The following is a 16,788-nucleotide window of genomic DNA, read 5'->3' on the forward strand; positions in this document are numbered from 1 at the left end:
CATGGCAAACGCGCATAGCGGCAAAATGATCGTCGGGCTGGACATTGGCACCTCCAAGGTGGTGGCGCTGGTGGGCGAAGTGGCGGCGGACGGCACCCTGGAGATCGTCGGGATCGGGACGCATCCCTCCCGCGGCCTGAAGAAAGGCGTGGTGGTGAATATCGAGTCGACCGTGCAGTCGATCCAGCGCGCGGTGGAAGAAGCGCAGCTGATGGCCGGCTGCCGTATCCACTCGGCGTTCGTCGGTGTTGCCGGCAACCATATTCGCAGCCTGAACTCCCATGGCATCGTCGCCATCCGCGACCGTGAGGTCAGCGTCGCCGACCTCGAGCGCGTGCTCGACGCCGCCCAGGCCGTGGCCATCCCGGCCGACCAGCGCGTGCTGCACACACTGCCGCAGGACTACGTGATCGACAACCAGGAAGGCGTGCGCGAGCCACTGGGCATGTCTGGCGTGCGTCTGGAGGCGAAAGTCCATGTGGTCACCTGCGCGGTCAACGCCGCCCAGAACATCGAGAAGTGCGTGCGCCGCTGCGGCCTCGAGATTGACGACATCATTCTCGAACAACTGGCCTCGGCTTACTCGGTGTTGACCGATGACGAGAAAGAACTGGGCGTGTGCCTGGTGGATATCGGCGGCGGCACCACCGACATCGCCATCTTCACCGAAGGCGCGATCCGCCACACCGCGGTGATCCCGATTGCTGGCGACCAGGTCACCAACGACATCGCCATGGCCCTGCGCACGCCCACGCAGTACGCCGAGGAAATCAAGATCCGCTACGCCTGCGCCCTGGCCAAGCTGGCCGGTGCCGGCGAGACCATCAAGGTGCCGAGTGTCGGCGATCGTCCGCCGCGCGAACTGTCGCGCCAGGCCCTGGCAGAAGTGGTCGAGCCGCGTTACGACGAACTCTTCACCCTGATCCAGGCCGAGTTGCGTCGCAGCGGCTACGAGGACCTGGTGCCGGCCGGCATCGTCCTTACCGGCGGTACTTCGAAGATGGAAGGCGCCGTGGAACTGGCCGAAGAAATCTTCCACATGCCGGTACGCCTCGGCGTGCCGCACAGCGTTCGGGGGCTGAGCGACGTGGTGCGCAACCCGATCTATTCAACCGGCGTGGGACTGCTCACCTACGGCCTGCAAAAGCAGACCGAGGACCTGCCCCTGACCGGCAACAGCAGCAGCAACAGCTATGGCGATGAACCTAAGGCCCCGGTGCTTGAGCGCTTCAAGCGCTGGGTCCAAGGCAACTTCTAAGTTTCAAAGCAGTAGTGGTAGGCGCAAAAACTAGAGAACTGTAAGGAGAGGGAAAATGTTCGAGCTCGTAGACAACGTCCCGCAAAGCCCGGTCATCAAAGTGATCGGTGTCGGTGGTGGTGGTGGCAACGCCGTCAACCACATGGTCAAAAGCAGCATCGAAGGTGTGGAATTCATCTGCGCCAACACCGATGCCCAGGCGCTGAAGAACATTGGCGCACGCACCATCCTGCAACTGGGGACCGGTGTGACCAAGGGCCTGGGTGCCGGTGCCAATCCGGAAGTCGGTCGTCAGGCCGCGCTGGAAGACCGTGAGCGCATCGCCGAAGTGCTGCAAGGCACCAACATGGTGTTCATCACCACCGGCATGGGCGGCGGTACCGGTACCGGTGCTGCGCCGATCATCGCCGAAGTGGCCAAGGAAATGGGCATCCTCACCGTTGCGGTGGTGACCCGTCCGTTCCCGTTCGAGGGTCGCAAGCGCATGCAGATCGCCGACGAAGGCATCCGCATGCTGGCTGAAAGCGTCGACTCGCTGATCACCATCCCCAACGAGAAGCTGCTGACCATCCTGGGCAAGGATGCAAGCCTGCTGTCTGCCTTCGCCAAGGCCGACGACGTGCTGGCTGGCGCCGTGCGCGGTATCTCCGACATCATCAAGCGTCCGGGCATGATCAACGTCGACTTCGCCGACGTACGCACCGTGATGGGCGAGATGGGCATGGCGATGATGGGCACTGGCTGCGCCAGCGGTCCGAACCGTGCTCGCGAAGCCACCGAGGCGGCGATTCGCAACCCGCTGCTCGAAGACGTCAACCTGCAGGGTGCCCGCGGTATCCTGGTGAACATCACCGCAGGTCCTGACCTGTCGCTCGGTGAGTACTCCGATGTGGGTAGCATCATCGAGGCCTTCGCCTCCGACCACGCAATGGTCAAGGTCGGCACCGTGATCGATCCTGACATGCGCGACGAGCTGCACGTCACCGTGGTTGCCACTGGCCTGGGTGCGCGCATCGAGAAGCCGGTCAAGGTCGTCGACAATACCCTGCAGACCGCACAGCAGGTGTACGAGTCCTCCAATTCGGCCCCGGTTCGCCAGGAGCAGTCGGCGGTGAACTACCGTGACCTGGAGCGTCCGACCGTGATGCGCAACCAGGCGCATGCCGGCGCTGCGGCCGCGGCTAAACTCAACCCACAGGACGATCTGGACTACCTTGACATCCCGGCCTTCCTGCGTCGCCAGGCCGATTGATGGAATTTATCAGGGGTATAAGGGTGATTGGTGTTCAGCAAAGGCCGGGTCTGCTATCATTCTCAGCCTTTGTTGATACCAATTCGCAATTAGCGCTAAAGCGGCCAATGCCATGATTAGACAACGCACCCTGAAGAATACCATTCGTGCCACAGGTGTCGGCCTGCATTCCGGAGAGAAGGTCTACCTGACTCTCAAGCCAGCACCCGTGGATACCGGCATCGTTTTCCGCCGCGCCGACCTCGACCCTGTGGTCGAAATCCCGGCGCGTGCGGCCAACGTCGGCGAGACAACCATGTCGACGACGCTGGTCAACGGTGACGTCAAGGTCGATACGGTAGAGCACCTGCTCTCCGCCATGGCGGGCCTGGGCATCGATAACGCCTACGTCGAGCTCTCCGCCTCGGAAGTGCCGATCATGGATGGCAGCGCCGGACCCTTTGTATTCCTGATTCAGTCCGCCGGCCTGGAAGAACAGGACGCCGCGAAAAAGTTCATCCGCATCCTGCGCGAAGTGAGCGTGGAGGAGGGCGACAAGCGCGCCACCTTCCTGCCTTTCGACGGGTTCAAGGTGAGCTTCGAGATCGACTTCGATCATCCGGTCCTCAAGGGCCAGACCCAGAGTGCAGTGGTTGATTTCTCCAGCACGTCGTTCGTGAAGGAAGTCAGCCGAGCACGCACCTTCGGTTTCATGCGTGACATCGAGTACCTGCGCAAGCACAACCTTGCGTTGGGCGGCAGTGTCGAGAACGCCATCGTGGTCGACGAGACCGGTGTGCTCAACGAAGACGGACTTCGCTCCGATGACGAATTCGTCAAGCACAAGATCCTCGACGCCATCGGCGACCTCTATCTGCTGGGCAACAGCCTGATCGGCGAGTTCAAGGGCTACAAGTCCGGACACGCGCTGAACAACCAGCTGCTGCGCAAGCTGATCGCAGAAACGGACGCCTGGGAAGTGGTCACTTTCGAAGATGCCAGTACGGCACCGATCTCCTACATGCGCCCTGTTGCGGCCGTGTAAGTTCGAACACTCTCTAGTTCATTGAGGCCACCTTCGGGTGGCCTTTTTTATTGGCGCGCCCATGGCAGAGCAGTGTTTGGCACTTTCGGAAATAGCGCCGGGAACTTCAGGTCTTGTCGTGGGCGTGTGCAGCAAGCCGCTCCAGCGCGGCCCGCAGTTTTTCGTCACCAATGCCTTGCGCTGTCTCGCGCAGGCTTTGTGCCGCCTGTTGCGACAACTCGGTGGTCTGTGTCGGGCGGGCGGGGGCGCTGACGGGTGGTTGCACCTGGAATCTGATGCGCTGCAGGTTGGCGAAGGCGTCCATGGCTCGCAGCGTGGTCAGCAGGCGCTTCTGCTGGTAGCGCAGACGGGTGGCCCAATGGCCGTCGGTCACCACCAGGAGCAAACAGCCATCGCGCCAGGAGGCCACATGACAGTGTGCCCGGGCAGCGGGCTGCAACTGGCTTTCCAGCAAACGCTGCAGATGCTCGAGGCGCTCGGCCTGGTTGAGCAGCAGGCGCAGCGGCCTGGCCTGGCGCAGCAAGGCGGCGGGTGGCTGGGCGGAAGGGGGTTTGTAGGCCATCTGAGTACGCATGAGGTTACAAGATTGGCAGTCTAACAGATGCCACCAGGGTCGTTGCCTGTGCCGGACGCTTTGCCGGCAGCCCGCTGCTGAGGACGGTGCAGCGCGTGCGCGCGCAGGCCTGCGCGCGAGGCGGCCCAACACGTTTCATGTCTGGCTGCCTTGAACTTGGTGAAAATGTCCCTATGTTAGAGAAGCCCCGTTAAAAGCGCTGTGCCAGCATCGTGGAAATCCACCACTTTCCTCACCAACGTTTCCGGGTAGAATGCTCGTTCGCATGCGGCCCAAGGGCTGCACGGGCGACTCACGGGGCCGCCCTCCATCCCTAAGTGTGGAAGATCCTGCCGATATGTTTGCGCCTTTGTTAAAAAAACTTTTTGGAAGCAAGAACGAGCGTGAAATCAAGCGCATGCTCAAGACGGTCAGCACCGTCAATGCCTTCGAAGAGAAGATGGTGGCCCTCTCCGACGAGCAACTGCGTGGCAAGACCGCAGAGTTCAAAGAGCGCCTGGCCAAAGGCGAAACCCTCGACCAGCTGTTGCCCGAAGCCTTCGCCGTGGCCCGTGAGGCCGGCAAGCGTGTCATGGGCATGCGCCACTTCGATGTCCAGCTCATAGGCGGCATGACCCTGCACGAGGGCATGATCGCAGAAATGCGTACCGGTGAAGGCAAGACCTTGGTCGGTACTCTGGCGGTATACCTGAACGCGCTGTCCGGCAAGGGCGTGCACGTGGTCACGGTCAACGACTACCTGGCTCGCCGTGACGCCAACTGGATGCGTCCGCTTTACGAATTCCTCGGCCTCAAGGTGGGCATCGTCTCGGCCTTCCAGCCGCCGGAGGAAAAGCGCGCCGCCTATGCTGCCGACATCACCTACGGCACCAACAACGAATTCGGTTTCGACTACCTGCGCGACAACATGGCGTTCAGCCAGGACGAGAAGTTCCAGCGTGAGCTGAACTTCGCCGTGATCGACGAAGTCGACTCCATCCTCATCGACGAAGCGCGTACCCCGCTGATCATCTCGGGCCAGGCCGAAGACAGCTCCAAGCTGTACATCGAGATCAATCGCCTGATCCCGCGCCTGAAGCAGCACATCGAAGAAGTCGAAGGCCAGGTGACTCAAGAGGGTCACTTCACCATCGACGAGAAGAGCCGCCAGGTCGAGCTCAACGAGGCAGGTCACCAGTTCATCGAAGAGATGCTCACCCAGTCCGGCCTGCTGGCCGAAGGCGAGAGCCTCTACTCGGCCCACAACCTGGGCCTGCTCACCCATGTCTACGCGGGCCTGCGTGCGCACAAGCTGTTCCACCGCAACGTCGAGTACATCGTCCAGGACGGTCAGATCCTGCTGATCGACGAGCATACCGGCCGCACCATGCCAGGCCGTCGCCTGTCCGAGGGCCTGCACCAGGCCATCGAGGCTAAGGAAAACCTGAACATCCAGGCCGAAAGCCAGACCCTGGCCTCGACCACCTTCCAGAACTACTTCCGTCTCTACACCAAGCTGTCCGGCATGACCGGTACCGCCGACACCGAAGCGTTCGAGTTCGCCCAGATCTACAGCCTCAACGTGATGGTCATTCCGCCGAACAAGCCGCTGGCTCGGAAAGACTTCAACGACCTGGTCTACCTCACCGCCGACGAGAAGTACGCAGCGATCATCGCCGACATCAAGGAAAGCATGGCCCAGGGCCGTCCTGTCCTGGTGGGTACCGCGACCATCGAGACCTCCGAGCACATGTCCAACCTTCTGCAGAAGGAAGGCATCGACCACAAGGTCCTGAACGCCAAGTATCACGAAAAGGAAGCCGAGATCATCGCCCAGGCCGGTGCGCCGGGCGCCCTGACCATCGCCACCAACATGGCCGGTCGTGGTACCGACATCCTGCTGGGCGGTAACTGGGAAGCCGAAGTCGCCGCACTGGAGAACCCGACCAGCGAGCAGATCGCGCAGATCAAGGCCGACTGGCAGAAGCGCCACCAGCAGGTTCTGGAAGCCGGTGGCCTGCACGTGATCGCCTCCGAGCGTCACGAGTCGCGTCGCATCGACAACCAGTTGCGCGGTCGTGCCGGCCGTCAGGGCGATGCCGGTTCGAGCCGTTTCTACCTGTCGCTGGAAGACAGCCTGATGCGTATCTTCGCCTCCGACCGGGTGAAGAACTTCATGAAGGCGCTGGGCATGCAATCCGGCGAGGCCATCGAGCACCGCATGGTCACCAACGCCATCGAAAAGGCGCAGCGCAAGGTCGAAGGTCGCAACTTCGACATCCGCAAGCAGCTGCTCGAATACGACGACGTGGCCAACGAGCAGCGCAAGGTGATCTACCACATGCGCAACAGCCTGCTGGCTGCCGAGAACATCGGCGACACCATCGCCGAGTTCCGCAAGGAAGTGCTCGACGCCACCATCAGCCAGCACATTCCGCCGCAGTCGCTGCCCGAGCAGTGGGACGTGGCCGGTCTTGAGGCTTCGCTGTCCAGCGACTTTGCCATGAAGCTGCCGATCCAGCAGTGGCTCGACGAGGACGATCACCTCTACGAGGAAACCCTGCGCGAGAAGCTGCTGAACGAGATCACCACCGCCTACACCGAGAAGGAAGACCAGGCCGGCATCGACGCCCTGCGCACCTTCGAGAAGCAGATTCTGCTGCGCGTGGTGGACGACCTGTGGAAAGACCACCTGTCGACCATGGACCACCTGCGTCACGGTATCCACCTGCGCGGCTACGCCCAGAAGAACCCGAAGCAGGAGTACAAGCGCGAGTCGTTCACCCTGTTCCAGGAGCTGCTGGAGTCGATCAAGCGCGACACCATCCGTGTGCTGTCGCACGTCCAGGTCCGCCGCGAAGACCCTGCCGAAGAAGAAGCCCGCCTGCGCCGCGAGGCCGAGGCGCTGGCCAGCCGCATGCAGTTCCAGCACGCCGCTGCTCCAGGTCTGGAAGGCGAGCAACTGAGCGAGGAGGGCGCCGATGTGGCCGTTGCCTCTGCGCCGGTTCGCAACGAACAGAAGCTGGGCCGCAACGAGCCGTGCTGGTGTGGTTCGGGCAAGAAATTCAAGCATTGCCATGGTCAGATCGAGTGATTCGATCCGTCACCTGACATCTACAGGGCCGCTTGACGGCCCATCGCGGCACAAGGCCGCTCCTGCAGGCATCGCACAGAACCTGTAGGAGCGGCCTTGTGCCGCGATGGGGCGCAAAGCGGCCCCGCTTTTCGCAAACCATTCATTTTCTAGGAGCGCTTCAATGGCTGTCGGTCTCGGTCCCCTGCCTACCCTGCACCCGGTTCCCGGTTTCGAACTCGGCATCGCTTCGGCGGGCATCAAGCGCCCTGGGCGCAAGGACGTGGTGGTGATGCGCTGCGCCGAAGGCTCCAGCGTTGCTGGCGTGTTCACCCTCAACGCCTTCTGCGCCGCTCCCGTGATCCTCTCCAAGCAGCGCGTGCAGGGGACCGTGCGCTACCTGCTGACCAACACCGGTAATGCCAACGCTGGTACCGGTGCGCCGGGCCTGGCCGCCGCCGAGCGCACCTGCGCCAAGCTGGCCGAGCTGACGGGCGTGCCTGCCGAGTCCGTGCTGCCATTCTCAACCGGCGTGATCGGCGAGCCGCTGCCGGTCGAGAAGATCGAAGGTGCGCTGCAGGCTGCGTTGGACAACCTTTCGGAAAACCACTGGGCCGAAGCCGCTACTGGCATCATGACCACCGACACCCTGCCCAAGGGTGCCAGCCGCCAGTTCCAGCACGACGGCGTCACCGTCACCGTCACCGGTATCAGCAAGGGTGCGGGCATGATCCGTCCGAACATGGCCACCATGCTCGGCTACATCGCCACCGACGCCAAGGTCGCCCCGGCTGTGCTCAAGGACCTGATGCTCGACGGCGCCAACAAGTCGTTCAACCGCATCACCATCGACGGCGACACTTCGACCAACGACTGCTGCATGCTGATCGCCACCGGCAAGGCCAACCTGCCGGAGGTGACCGAAGCGAGCGGCGCGCTGTTCGAGGCGCTGAAGAAGGCCGTGTTCGAGGTGTGCATGGAAGTGGCCCAGGCTATCGTCCGTGACGGCGAAGGCGCGACCAAGTTCGTCACCGTGCAGGTCAACGGTGGTGGTAATCACCAGGAATGCCTGGACGTCGGCTATGCCGTCGCTCATTCGCCGCTGATCAAGACTGCGCTGTTCGCCTCCGATCCCAACTGGGGCCGCATCCTGGCCGCTGTCGGCCGTGCAGGCGTGCCGGAGCTGGACGTCAGCCTGATCGATGTGTACCTGGACAGCGTGTGCATCGCCAGCAAGGGCGGTCGCAGCCCGAGCTACACCGAAGAGCAAGGCTCTGCGGTGATGGCCCAGGAAGAGATCACCATCCGTATCGAGCTGGGTCGCGGCCAGTGCAGCGAAACCATCTGGACCACCGACCTGTCCCACGAGTACGTAAAGATCAACGCTGAGTACCGTACCTGACCCACCCAAGGCCGCTCCCACACGCTCGCAGGCCTGTGGGAGCGGCCTTGTGCCGCGATGGGCTGCGCAGCAGCCCCGAATCCCAAGATTTAACGGAGCCGAACCATGAGCTATCACCTGATCATCGGCGACAAGCTGTATTCCTCCTGGTCGCTGCGCGGTGCCCTGGCCCTGGAGCTGGCAGGCGTCGGTTATGACGAGACACTGATCAAGCTCAACCAGCCCGATACTCGCAAGCGCCTCCTCGAATTCTCGGCCACCGGCAAGGTGCCGCTGCTCAAGACCGAGCACGGTGTGATCGCCGACTCCCTGGCCATCGCCGAATACCTCAACGAACAGCATCCCGAGGCGCAGCTGTGGCCGGCGGATGTCGCTGCGCGTGCCCAGGCGCGATCGGCTTGTGCGCAGATGCACAGCGGTTTCTTCGCCTTGCGTGGTGCGATGCCGTTCGATCTGTCGCGCGACCAGGCCCTGGACAGTGTGCCGCTCGAAGTGCAGGTCGATATCGATCGCATCGTCGCCTTGTGGGCGGAGTGCCGTCTGATGGCCAAGGACGGCGGCCCGTTCCTGTTCGGACGACCCACACTGGCCGATGCCTTCTTCGCCCCGGTGGCAGTGCGTTTGCGTACCTATCGTGTGCAAGTGCCTGCGGATGCCGCGGCCTACATCGAAACGATCTACAACTGGCAAGCCTTCCAGGCTTGGCAGAAGGCGGGCCTGCTGGAGCGTAAAGGGTGAAGCGGATTCATGTAGTTGCAGCGGTCATTCGCGGCGCCGACGGGCGCATCCTGATCGCACGTCGCGCCGACACCCAGCACCAGGGAGGCCTGTGGGAGTTCCCCGGCGGCAAGGTGGAGGAGGGGGAGGGCGTCGAGGCCGCGCTGGCCCGTGAGCTGCACGAGGAGTTGGGTATCGCCGTCAGCGCCTCTCGGCCGCTGATCAAGGTCAGCCATGACTACCCGGACAAGCAGGTGCTGCTGGACGTGCGTGAGGTGTCGGCCTTCAGCGGCGAGCCCCACGGCGCCGAGGGCCAGCCATTGGCGTGGGTTGCGCCGCGAGATCTGGAGCAGTATGCGTTTCCCGAGGCCAACAAACCGATCGTGGCGGCTACGCGCCTGCCGGACCAGTACCTGATCACCCCGGATGGGCTCGATACCCCCGTGTTGCTGCGGGGCATCCAGCAGGCAGTGGCCTCGGGTATCAGGCTGATCCAGTTGCGTGCGCCAGACATGTACGACCCCAAGTACCGCGATGTGGCGGTGGATGCGGTCGGCCTCTGTGCGGGCAAGGCCCTGCTGATGCTCAAGGGGCCACTGGAGTGGCTGGGTGACTTCCCGTCCGCGGGTTGGCACCTGACGGCGGCGCAATTGCGCAAGTACGCTGCCAAGGGGCGACCGTTTCCGCAGAATCGCTGGCTGGCGGCGTCCTGCCATGGCGCCGAGGAACTGGAGCTGGCACGGCAGATGGGCGTGGATTTTGTCACCCTGTCGCCAGTGCAGCCGACCCAGACCCACCCCGAGGCCACGCCGATGGGCTGGGAGGAGGCGCAGCGGTTGATCGCAGGCTTCAACCAGCCGGTGTTCCTGCTGGGCGGGGTCGGGCCGGGTGAGCGTGAGCGTGCCTGGGAGGCTGGCGCGCAAGGTGTTGCAGGGATTCGGGCGTTCTGGCCCGAAGTCTGAATATCTGGGGCCGCTTTGCGGCCCCGATTATTTCAGCCCTGCGGTTTCTCGGCAGGCTGCCACAGCACCTCGGCTATCCCCTGGCGTCGCCCGATGATCCGCGATGCGACAAACAGCAGGTCCGACAGCCGGTTGATGTAGGCCAACCCCACCCCTTCAAGCGGTTCGATGGCATTCAACTGCTGGCAGCGCCGCTCCGCCCCCCGCGCCTGGGCGCGGCACACATGGGCCTGGGCCACCAGTGCCGAGCCGCTGGGCAGAATGAAATTTTTCAGCGGCCCTAGCTCCTCGTTCCACCTATCGATGACCGCTTCCAGGCGTTGTACTTCCGCCTGGTCCAGCGCCTGGTAGCTGGGCATCGCCAGCTCGCCGCCGAGGTCGAACAGACGATGCTGACAAGGCGCCAGCACCTCGCTCAGTTCATCCAGGCCGTGCTCGGCCAGCCCCGCGAGCAGCACGCCCAACTGGCTGTTGAGCATGTCCACCTCGCCGATGGCTTCGATGCGCGGATGATCCTTGGGGACGCGGCGACCGTCGCCAAGGCCGGTCTCGCCCTTGTCGCCGGTGCGGGTGTAGATCTTCGACAGGCGATAGCCCATGTCATGCCTCCGTCTTGGCCGAGGGCATGGCCCCCAGCGGGCTCAAGGGCAGGCGCAGGGTGAAGCAGGTGCCCTGGCCTGGGGTGGAATGCACCTCCATCTGCCCTTTGTGGTTGTTGGTGATGATGAAGTACGAGACCGAAAGGCCCAGGCCGGTGCCCTGGCCAATCTCCTTGGTGGTGAAGAACGGCTCGAAGGTGCGCTTGCGCACCGATTCGGGCATGCCGATGCCGTTGTCTTCCACCTGGATTTCGGCCCACGGCGGATTGAGGCGAGTGCGCAGGGTGATGCGACCGGGTTCGCTGGGTGCCGGGCGCTGATGAATGGCCTGGGCCGCGTTCTTCAGCAGGTTGAGCAGCACTTGTTCCAGCTCGTTGGCGGTGCAGGGCACGGGGCCGAGTTCGGGGTCGAACTGGCGGACGATGGCCTGGCCCTTGAAGTCGAAGCCCTCCGTCAGGTCGAAGTCGTTGCCGGCGATTTCCACCGCCTGGTCGATCAAGGCGGGCAGGTTGCAAGGCGCCAGTTGGCGGTTGCTGCGGCGGCTGAAACTGAGCATGTGGGTGACGATCTTCGCGGCCCGCGCGCCGGCTTGCTGGATGCCGTCGAGCAGTTGCGGCACTTCGCGGCTGTCCAGGTAGCGGTTGATGCTGGCCAGGTCGATGCCCAGTTCCTCGGCCTGTTCCTGATTGCGCGGTAGTTCCGGCGACAGGCGTCGACGAATGTTCTGCACGTTGTGCAGGATCGCCCCCAGCGGGTTGTTGATCTCGTGGGCCATGCCTGCCGCCAGCCCGCCGACCGAAAGCATCTTTTCCGACTGCACCATCATTTCTTCCAGCGACAGGCGCTGGGTGATGTCGTCGATGCGGATCACCACCCCGCGCCCGCCGCCGCCGGTCAGCGGGTAGAACGTGAGCGCGTAGTGGCGTGGCTCGTCGTCCTTGGGCCAAGTGACCCGCTCGACCTTCGCTACCCGGTGTTTTTCCACCGTCTCCTTGAGCTGTGGCAGGAATGGCTTGAGTGGCTCGAAAGCGATGAAGATGGGTTGGTTCAGCGCCTCGTCCAGCGGCGTTCCGGAAAGTACGGTGGCTTCCTGGTTCCATTGCGTGACGTAGAGCTGCTCGTCGAGGGCGATGAGTGCCGAAGGCATGGAGTCGATGATGCTGTTCAGGTAATTCTGGAAGCCTGTCAGCTTTTTCTCGATCTTGCTGCGTACCTGGACTTCCAGCTCCAGCTTGCGGTTGGTGTGGCGGGTCTCCTCGGCCAGGCCCTGGGCCTGGTCGAAGGCCGACTGGAACTCGTCGCGGGCACGCTTGAGCTGGTCTTCGCGCGCTTCGATACGCGACAGCATGGTGTTGAACGCCTCGGCAAGGCTGCCGATTTCGTCGTCGTTGCCACGTTGCGCACGCAGGGCGTAGCTCTCCTCGCGGGTCACCTGGCGCGAGAGCTCCTCGAGGCGGTTGATCGGCTGGGTGATCAGGCGCTTGATCTGCCGGGCGATGATCAGCCACAGCAGAATGCTGAACACCAGGATCGCCAGGCTGGCAGACAGGGTGCCGGTATAGAACGCAACCGGCAATTCGCTGCTGGCCACCAGCAGCAGGTGCGCGGGCGGGCTGCCTGGACGGGGCAGGGCGATCAGCTGGGTGCTGCGAAACTCGGTGAGGCGCCAGCCGTCGATGTTGCGGAAGCGCTTGGGCATGCTCAGTGGCTGGCCATGTTGCAGTTGGGCCAGCAGGCGCCCGTCACTGGCATACACGGCGGCGGCGCGCAGCGGCGAATAGCTGTCGAGCTCCTTGAGCAAGGCACTGGCGGTTTCCGGGGTGTCGCTGGCGCGCGCGGAAAGCTGTGGATTGGCGACCAATCGGCCGATGGTCTGCAGCGCCTGGGGAGCCATGCTTTCCTGGGTGATCCAGTAGGCGGCGCTGATGAAGGCCAGGTTGGCCACCAGCAGGATGGTGACCAGCAGCACCAGCAGGGCGGCCAGCAGTTTTTGCCCGACCGGGAGGTTTTCCAGGCGTTGGCGCAGGGTCATGGGCGAGGTGATGTCCGTGTCGGTGGGTGGGCAGCGTCAGTCGCTGGGCAGGTTGCGTGCCTGCAGGTTATCGACCAGGCGTTGGCGCAGGTGTTCCAGGCCAGGTGTCGCCAGGCCATGCCGGGCGGCAACGTCGCAGGCATGGCCAAGCAGGTAGTGCAGCTCGGTACGTCGGCCTGCGCGCACGTCCTGGTACATCGAAGAGTAGTTGGCCGCGGTCGCCACGATCACCCGTTGGACGTCATCGGCCAGGTTTTCGGCCGCTTGCGCTTGCCCGGCACTGCGCAGCAGGGTGCTCAGTTCCAGGCACAGTTCGTCGACTTCAAGCAGGTGACCAAGCAGCCCGCCATTCTGGCAGTCGTAAAGCACCGTCAGCGGGTTGATCGCGCAATTGAGTGCAAGCTTGCGCCACAGGCGGGTGAGTATGTCCAACGACCACTCGGCCGGGATGCCGGCCTCGCTCAGATCGCCGAACCATTCGGGGACGCCAGGATTGCCCGGATCGCCCAGCCAGTTGAAGCCCTGGCCGGCGAACCGCACCTGCCAGTCGCGCTCGCGAAACGCTCCTTCGGTGCTGGAGGCGAAGATACAGCGGGCGTGGGGAGCCTGCTCGGCCACTTCATCCTGGCTGCCGAGGCCGTTCTGCAGCAGGATCAGCTCAGCACCTTCGGCCAGCCGCGGCGCCAGGCGCGCGACGGCAGGCCCGGCGTCGTAGGCCTTGCACGCCACCAGCAGGCGGTGGATGGGGCCTTCGCCCTCGCAGGTCTGTGCCGGGATGGCGAATTGCGTTGCCTGGTGCTGTTCGATCAGGGTCAGGCCGCCTTCGGCTTCATAATCTGACAGGCGCTGTTCGTCGCGCAGCACCAGGCGCACGGCCTTGCCCGCCCGTGCCAGGCGACAGGCCCAGAGGCTGCCGAGGCTGCCGGCGCCGAGAATATGCCAGGTGCTGCTCATCTGCGTTTCGCAACCCGTTATAATGAGCCCGCATTTTAACCATCAAACCCGACGCGCTCCATCTTCAAGCCGAGCGCGCTTTTATTTTATGGAGAACAACCATGCCTTCGTTCGACGTGGTATCGGAACTGGACAAGCACGAAGTGCAGAACGCGGTCGAAAACGCCATCAAGGAGCTCGATCGCCGCTACGACCTCAAGGGCAAGGGCAGCTTCGAGTTCAAGGACAAGGAGCAGACCGTGATGCTCACTGCCGAAGCCGAATTCCAGCTCGAGGCGATGATCGAAATCCTGCGCCTGGCGCTGGTCAAGCGCAAGATCGACGTCAAGTGCCTGGAAACCAAGGATCCCTATGCTTCCGGCAAGGAAATGAAACAGGAAGCCAAGTTCCGCGAGGGCATCGACAAGGAGCTGGCGAAGAAGATCGTCGCCCACATCAAGGATGCCAAGCTCAAGGTCCAGGCCGCCATTCAGGGCGAACAGGTGCGGGTCACCGGCAAGAAGCGCGATGACCTGCAGGAAGCCATCGCGGCCCTGCGCGCCAAGGAATTTGACATGCCGCTGCAGTTCAACAACTTCCGCGACTGATTCTGCGGGGCAGGAACCTTGATGGCACACCAATGTCCATCGCTTCCTGCGACCGCTGAATGTCCGGCGGTCTGCTTTACTGTGCACGTGTCGTTCGACATCAGGAGATGAACATGGATTTGAACGCTGAAGTCGATCAACTGGTACGCCAGTCCGAGACTTGGATTCCCTTGATCATGGCGTACGGCAGTCGTTTGTTGCTGGCGCTGCTGACCCTGGCGATCGGCTGGTGGATCACCAACAAGATCAGTGATCGATTGGCCGGGCTCGTCGGCTTGCGGGTAGCTGACCCGGCGTTGCAGGGTTTCATCCGCACGCTATCCAACATCGTGCTCAAGGTGATGCTGGCGATCAGCGTGGCGTCGATGATCGGCATCGAAACCACCTCGTTCGTCGCGGCCATGGGTGGTGCCGTGCTGGCCATCGGCCTGGCCTTGCAGGGCAGCCTGGCAAACTTTGCCGGTGGCGTGCTGATCCTGCTGTTCCGCCCGTTCCGCATCGGCGACTGGATCGAGGCCCAGGGTGTGAGCGGCACCGTCGACAGCATCCAGATCTTCCATACCGTGCTGCGTAGCGGTGATAACAAGACGGTCATTCTGCCTAACGGCACCTTGTCCAACGGCATCATCGTCAACACCAACCGCCAGCCGACGCGCAAGGTCGTGTTCGACGTGGGCGTGGACTACGAGGCCGACCTGCAGAAGGCGCGCAACGTGCTGCTGGAGCTGGCGCAGGATCCTCGGGTGCTGCCCGACCCAGCGCCTCAGGCGGTGGTTGCAACGCTTGGTGACAGTTCGATCACCGTGTCGCTGCGCCTGTGGACCAAGACTGCCGACTACTGGGACGTGATGTTCATGCTCAATGAGCAGGCGCGGGATCGCCTGAAGGCCGAGGGGATCGACATTCCCTTCCCGCAGCGGGTGATTCGCGTGGTGCAGGAGACTGCCGCGCAGTAACCTGCACTGCAAAACAGGGCCCCTACAGGGGCCCTTGTTTTTTACGCCTTACACTTGTTCACAGCCAAAGCCGACGATCTCTGGCATATAGCCTGACCCCTCCTGTCTGCACCCGAAACGCCATCATGAAACCATTGTTGTATATCACCCCTCTGCGGGCCCTGTTGTTTGGTCTGACCCTCGCCCTGTTCGAACTGCTGACCTACCTGGCCAGCGATGCCGTCATGCCTGCCATGCCGGTGGTGGTCGACGATCTCAGGGCCAGCCCTGAATTCATTCCCCATGCCCTGAACCTCTACCTGCTCGGTGGCGTAGTGCTGCAGTGGCTGATCGGCCCGCTGGCCGACCGCTATGGCCGCCGTCCACTGCTGCTGACCGGCTGCGCCTTCTTTGGTGTGGCATGCCTTGCGACCTTCTGGGTGCATGACATCGGCCTTTTCAATCTGCTGCGCCTGCTGCAGGGCATTGGCCTGGGCTTCGTGGTGACGGTGAGCTATCCGGCGCTCAACGAGGCGTTCAGCGAGGCCGATGCGGTGCGCATGATGGCGCTGCTGGCCAACATTGCGTTGCTTTCGCCGTTGCTCGGGCCGCTGGTGGGGACGTTGATGCTGCAGTGGCTCGACTGGCGCTGGCTGTTCGTCGCCTTCGCAGTGGGCGCGGTGCTGTGCTGGGGGCTGCTGTATCGCCTGATGCCTGAAACCCTCGGGGTCGAGCGCCGTGATGGCTCGCGCCTGGCCTTCACGCCCATTCACCTGTTGCCCTTGCTGGCCGGTTACGCGCAGCTGCTGGGCAACCGTCGTTTTGTGGCTGGCAGCGCGGCGTTGGGTTTGGTGGGCTTGCCGCTGATCGGCTGGATTGGCCTGTCGCCGGTCCTGCTGATCCATGACGAGGGGCTGAGCACCCTGGAATACGCGCTGTGGCAGCTGCCGGTGTTCGGCGGGCTGATCCTCGGCAACCTGATCATCAACCGCATTGCGGATCGTTATCCGCTGCCCGCGCTGGTGCGCGGTGCCCTGTGGCCGTATCTGGCCGGGTTGTGCCTGATGGTGCTGGTGACCTGGCTGTATCCGACCGTGACCAGCGTGGTTGCCGGGATGTCGCTCTACGCACTGGGCCTGGGTGTGGCCAACGCGGTGCTGTACCGCATGACGCTGTTCTCCAGCGAGCAGAGCAAGGGGTTGGTGTCGGCGATGCTGGGGATGATCACCATCGCTTTGTTGGGGCTGGGTGGCGCGGTGTTGGCGATGTTGGGCGCAGGGGCGAGCCTGTTGCATTTTGCCTTGGGCGCAGGGATTGCCGGGGCGCTGGCGCTATGGCCGTTGTGGTTAGTGGTGGGCGGTCGGCCTGGGGAAGGGGCTGTCGTTCAGTAGGCTTGAAACGGCGTCGTCCTTTTCGCGGGCAAGTCGGGGCGCCGAACCG

General features: G+C 63.3%; 14 protein-coding genes. 10 read left to right on the forward strand and 4 right to left on the reverse strand.

Going from position 1 to position 16,788, the window contains the following annotated elements; translation table 11 throughout:
* Position 1 precedes the first annotated feature (1 nt).
* The 3 genes from ftsA to lpxC all read left to right on the forward strand — a co-directional run bounded on the left by ftsA (position 2) and on the right by lpxC (position 3,534).
* Positions 2-1,258: a cell division protein FtsA gene (ftsA, locus tag ACPZMI_RS07760; RefSeq protein WP_054894012.1), complete on the forward strand. Its 1,257-nt coding sequence runs from the start codon at positions 2-4 to the stop codon at positions 1,256-1,258.
* A 55-nt stretch (positions 1,259-1,313) separates the two neighbouring features.
* Positions 1,314-2,510 (forward strand): cell division protein FtsZ, encoded by a 1,197-nt coding sequence (gene ftsZ, locus ACPZMI_RS07765; RefSeq protein WP_426351991.1) that lies wholly within the window; start codon positions 1,314-1,316, stop codon positions 2,508-2,510.
* 112 nt (positions 2,511-2,622) lie between these two features.
* Positions 2,623-3,534 (forward strand): UDP-3-O-acyl-N-acetylglucosamine deacetylase, encoded by a 912-nt coding sequence (gene lpxC, locus ACPZMI_RS07770; protein ID WP_054894014.1) that lies wholly within the window; start codon positions 2,623-2,625, stop codon positions 3,532-3,534.
* 106 nt (positions 3,535-3,640) lie between these two features.
* Here the strand turns inward: lpxC and ACPZMI_RS07775 are convergent, their stop codons facing one another.
* A complete protein-coding gene (locus ACPZMI_RS07775) occupies positions 3,641-4,096 on the reverse strand; it encodes a DUF721 domain-containing protein (RefSeq protein ID WP_426351992.1) in 456 nt (151 codons plus the stop codon).
* A gap of 349 nt (positions 4,097-4,445) precedes the next feature.
* Between ACPZMI_RS07775 and secA the strand changes: the two genes are divergently transcribed.
* The 4 genes from secA (at position 4,446) to ACPZMI_RS07795 (ending at position 10,241) form a co-directional block, all read left to right on the forward strand.
* Positions 4,446-7,181 carry a preprotein translocase subunit SecA gene (gene secA / locus ACPZMI_RS07780; RefSeq protein WP_186710312.1) on the forward strand — a complete coding sequence of 912 codons (2,736 nt, stop codon included), beginning with the start codon at positions 4,446-4,448 and terminating at the stop codon, positions 7,179-7,181.
* 163 nt (positions 7,182-7,344) lie between these two features.
* On the forward strand, positions 7,345-8,562 hold the full coding sequence (gene argJ, locus ACPZMI_RS07785; protein WP_186668030.1) for a bifunctional glutamate N-acetyltransferase/amino-acid acetyltransferase ArgJ: 1,218 nt from the start codon (positions 7,345-7,347) through the stop codon (positions 8,560-8,562).
* Positions 8,563-8,667: 105 nt separating this feature from the next.
* On the forward strand, positions 8,668-9,300 hold the full coding sequence (locus ACPZMI_RS07790; protein ID WP_186668028.1) for a glutathione S-transferase family protein: 633 nt from the start codon (positions 8,668-8,670) through the stop codon (positions 9,298-9,300).
* A complete protein-coding gene (locus ACPZMI_RS07795) occupies positions 9,297-10,241 on the forward strand; it encodes a Nudix family hydrolase (protein ID WP_186710313.1) in 945 nt (314 codons plus the stop codon). Before ACPZMI_RS07790 ends, ACPZMI_RS07795 begins: the two co-directional genes overlap by 4 nt.
* Positions 10,242-10,273: 32 nt before the next feature.
* On the opposite strand, the gene ACPZMI_RS07800 is transcribed toward ACPZMI_RS07795, so the two are convergent.
* Genes ACPZMI_RS07800 through ACPZMI_RS07810 form a run of 3 tightly spaced genes read right to left on the reverse strand, consistent with a single transcriptional unit; the run spans position 10,274 to position 13,826 of the window.
* Positions 10,274-10,840: a cob(I)yrinic acid a,c-diamide adenosyltransferase gene (locus tag ACPZMI_RS07800; RefSeq protein WP_426351993.1), complete on the reverse strand. Its 567-nt coding sequence runs from the start codon at positions 10,838-10,840 to the stop codon at positions 10,274-10,276.
* Between the two features lies 1 nt (position 10,841).
* Positions 10,842-12,872, reverse strand: a complete 2,031-nt coding sequence (locus tag ACPZMI_RS07805; RefSeq protein WP_288374662.1) for an ATP-binding protein — start codon at positions 12,870-12,872, stop codon at positions 10,842-10,844.
* 36 nt (positions 12,873-12,908) lie between these two features.
* Complete coding sequence (locus ACPZMI_RS07810) at positions 12,909-13,826, reverse strand: putative 2-dehydropantoate 2-reductase (RefSeq protein WP_426351994.1); 918 nt, start codon at positions 13,824-13,826, stop codon at positions 12,909-12,911.
* A gap of 101 nt (positions 13,827-13,927) precedes the next feature.
* On the opposite strand from ACPZMI_RS07810, the gene ACPZMI_RS07815 reads away from it, so the two are divergent.
* The 3 genes from ACPZMI_RS07815 to ACPZMI_RS07825 all read left to right on the forward strand — a co-directional run bounded on the left by ACPZMI_RS07815 (position 13,928) and on the right by ACPZMI_RS07825 (position 16,739).
* Positions 13,928-14,413: a YajQ family cyclic di-GMP-binding protein gene (locus tag ACPZMI_RS07815; protein WP_054894023.1), complete on the forward strand. Its 486-nt coding sequence runs from the start codon at positions 13,928-13,930 to the stop codon at positions 14,411-14,413.
* Between the two features lie 113 nt (positions 14,414-14,526).
* Entirely contained in the window at positions 14,527-15,369 is an 843-nt protein-coding gene (locus ACPZMI_RS07820) for a mechanosensitive ion channel family protein (RefSeq protein ID WP_426351995.1), read from the forward strand.
* Between the two features lie 125 nt (positions 15,370-15,494).
* On the forward strand, positions 15,495-16,739 hold the full coding sequence (locus ACPZMI_RS07825; RefSeq protein WP_426351996.1) for an MFS transporter: 1,245 nt from the start codon (positions 15,495-15,497) through the stop codon (positions 16,737-16,739).
* The last annotated feature ends 49 nt before the right edge of the window (positions 16,740-16,788 follow it).

This window comes from Pseudomonas wayambapalatensis, from assembly GCF_049942315.1.
Taxonomy (GTDB): domain Bacteria; phylum Pseudomonadota; class Gammaproteobacteria; order Pseudomonadales; family Pseudomonadaceae; genus Aquipseudomonas; species Aquipseudomonas wayambapalatensis.

Excerpts from the sequence above, each read along its gene's own strand:
- ftsA (WP_054894012.1), top strand. The coding sequence starts at position 2 with ATGGCAAACGCGCATAGCGGCAAAATGATCGTCGGGCTGGACATTGGC.
- ftsZ (WP_426351991.1), top strand. The coding sequence starts at position 1,314 with ATGTTCGAGCTCGTAGACAACGTCCCGCAAAGCCCGGTCATCAAAGTG.
- lpxC (WP_054894014.1), top strand. The coding sequence starts at position 2,623 with ATGATTAGACAACGCACCCTGAAGAATACCATTCGTGCCACAGGTGTC.
- ACPZMI_RS07775 (WP_426351992.1), bottom strand. The coding sequence starts at position 4,096 with ATGGCCTACAAACCCCCTTCCGCCCAGCCACCCGCCGCCTTGCTGCGC.
- secA (WP_186710312.1), top strand. The coding sequence starts at position 4,446 with ATGTTTGCGCCTTTGTTAAAAAAACTTTTTGGAAGCAAGAACGAGCGT.
- argJ (WP_186668030.1), top strand. The coding sequence starts at position 7,345 with ATGGCTGTCGGTCTCGGTCCCCTGCCTACCCTGCACCCGGTTCCCGGT.
- ACPZMI_RS07790 (WP_186668028.1), top strand. The coding sequence starts at position 8,668 with ATGAGCTATCACCTGATCATCGGCGACAAGCTGTATTCCTCCTGGTCG.
- ACPZMI_RS07800 (WP_426351993.1), bottom strand. The coding sequence starts at position 10,840 with ATGGGCTATCGCCTGTCGAAGATCTACACCCGCACCGGCGACAAGGGC.
- ACPZMI_RS07805 (WP_288374662.1), bottom strand. The coding sequence starts at position 12,872 with ATGACCCTGCGCCAACGCCTGGAAAACCTCCCGGTCGGGCAAAAACTG.
- ACPZMI_RS07810 (WP_426351994.1), bottom strand. The coding sequence starts at position 13,826 with ATGAGCAGCACCTGGCATATTCTCGGCGCCGGCAGCCTCGGCAGCCTC.
- ACPZMI_RS07815 (WP_054894023.1), top strand. The coding sequence starts at position 13,928 with ATGCCTTCGTTCGACGTGGTATCGGAACTGGACAAGCACGAAGTGCAG.
- ACPZMI_RS07820 (WP_426351995.1), top strand. The coding sequence starts at position 14,527 with ATGGATTTGAACGCTGAAGTCGATCAACTGGTACGCCAGTCCGAGACT.
- ACPZMI_RS07825 (WP_426351996.1), top strand. The coding sequence starts at position 15,495 with ATGAAACCATTGTTGTATATCACCCCTCTGCGGGCCCTGTTGTTTGGT.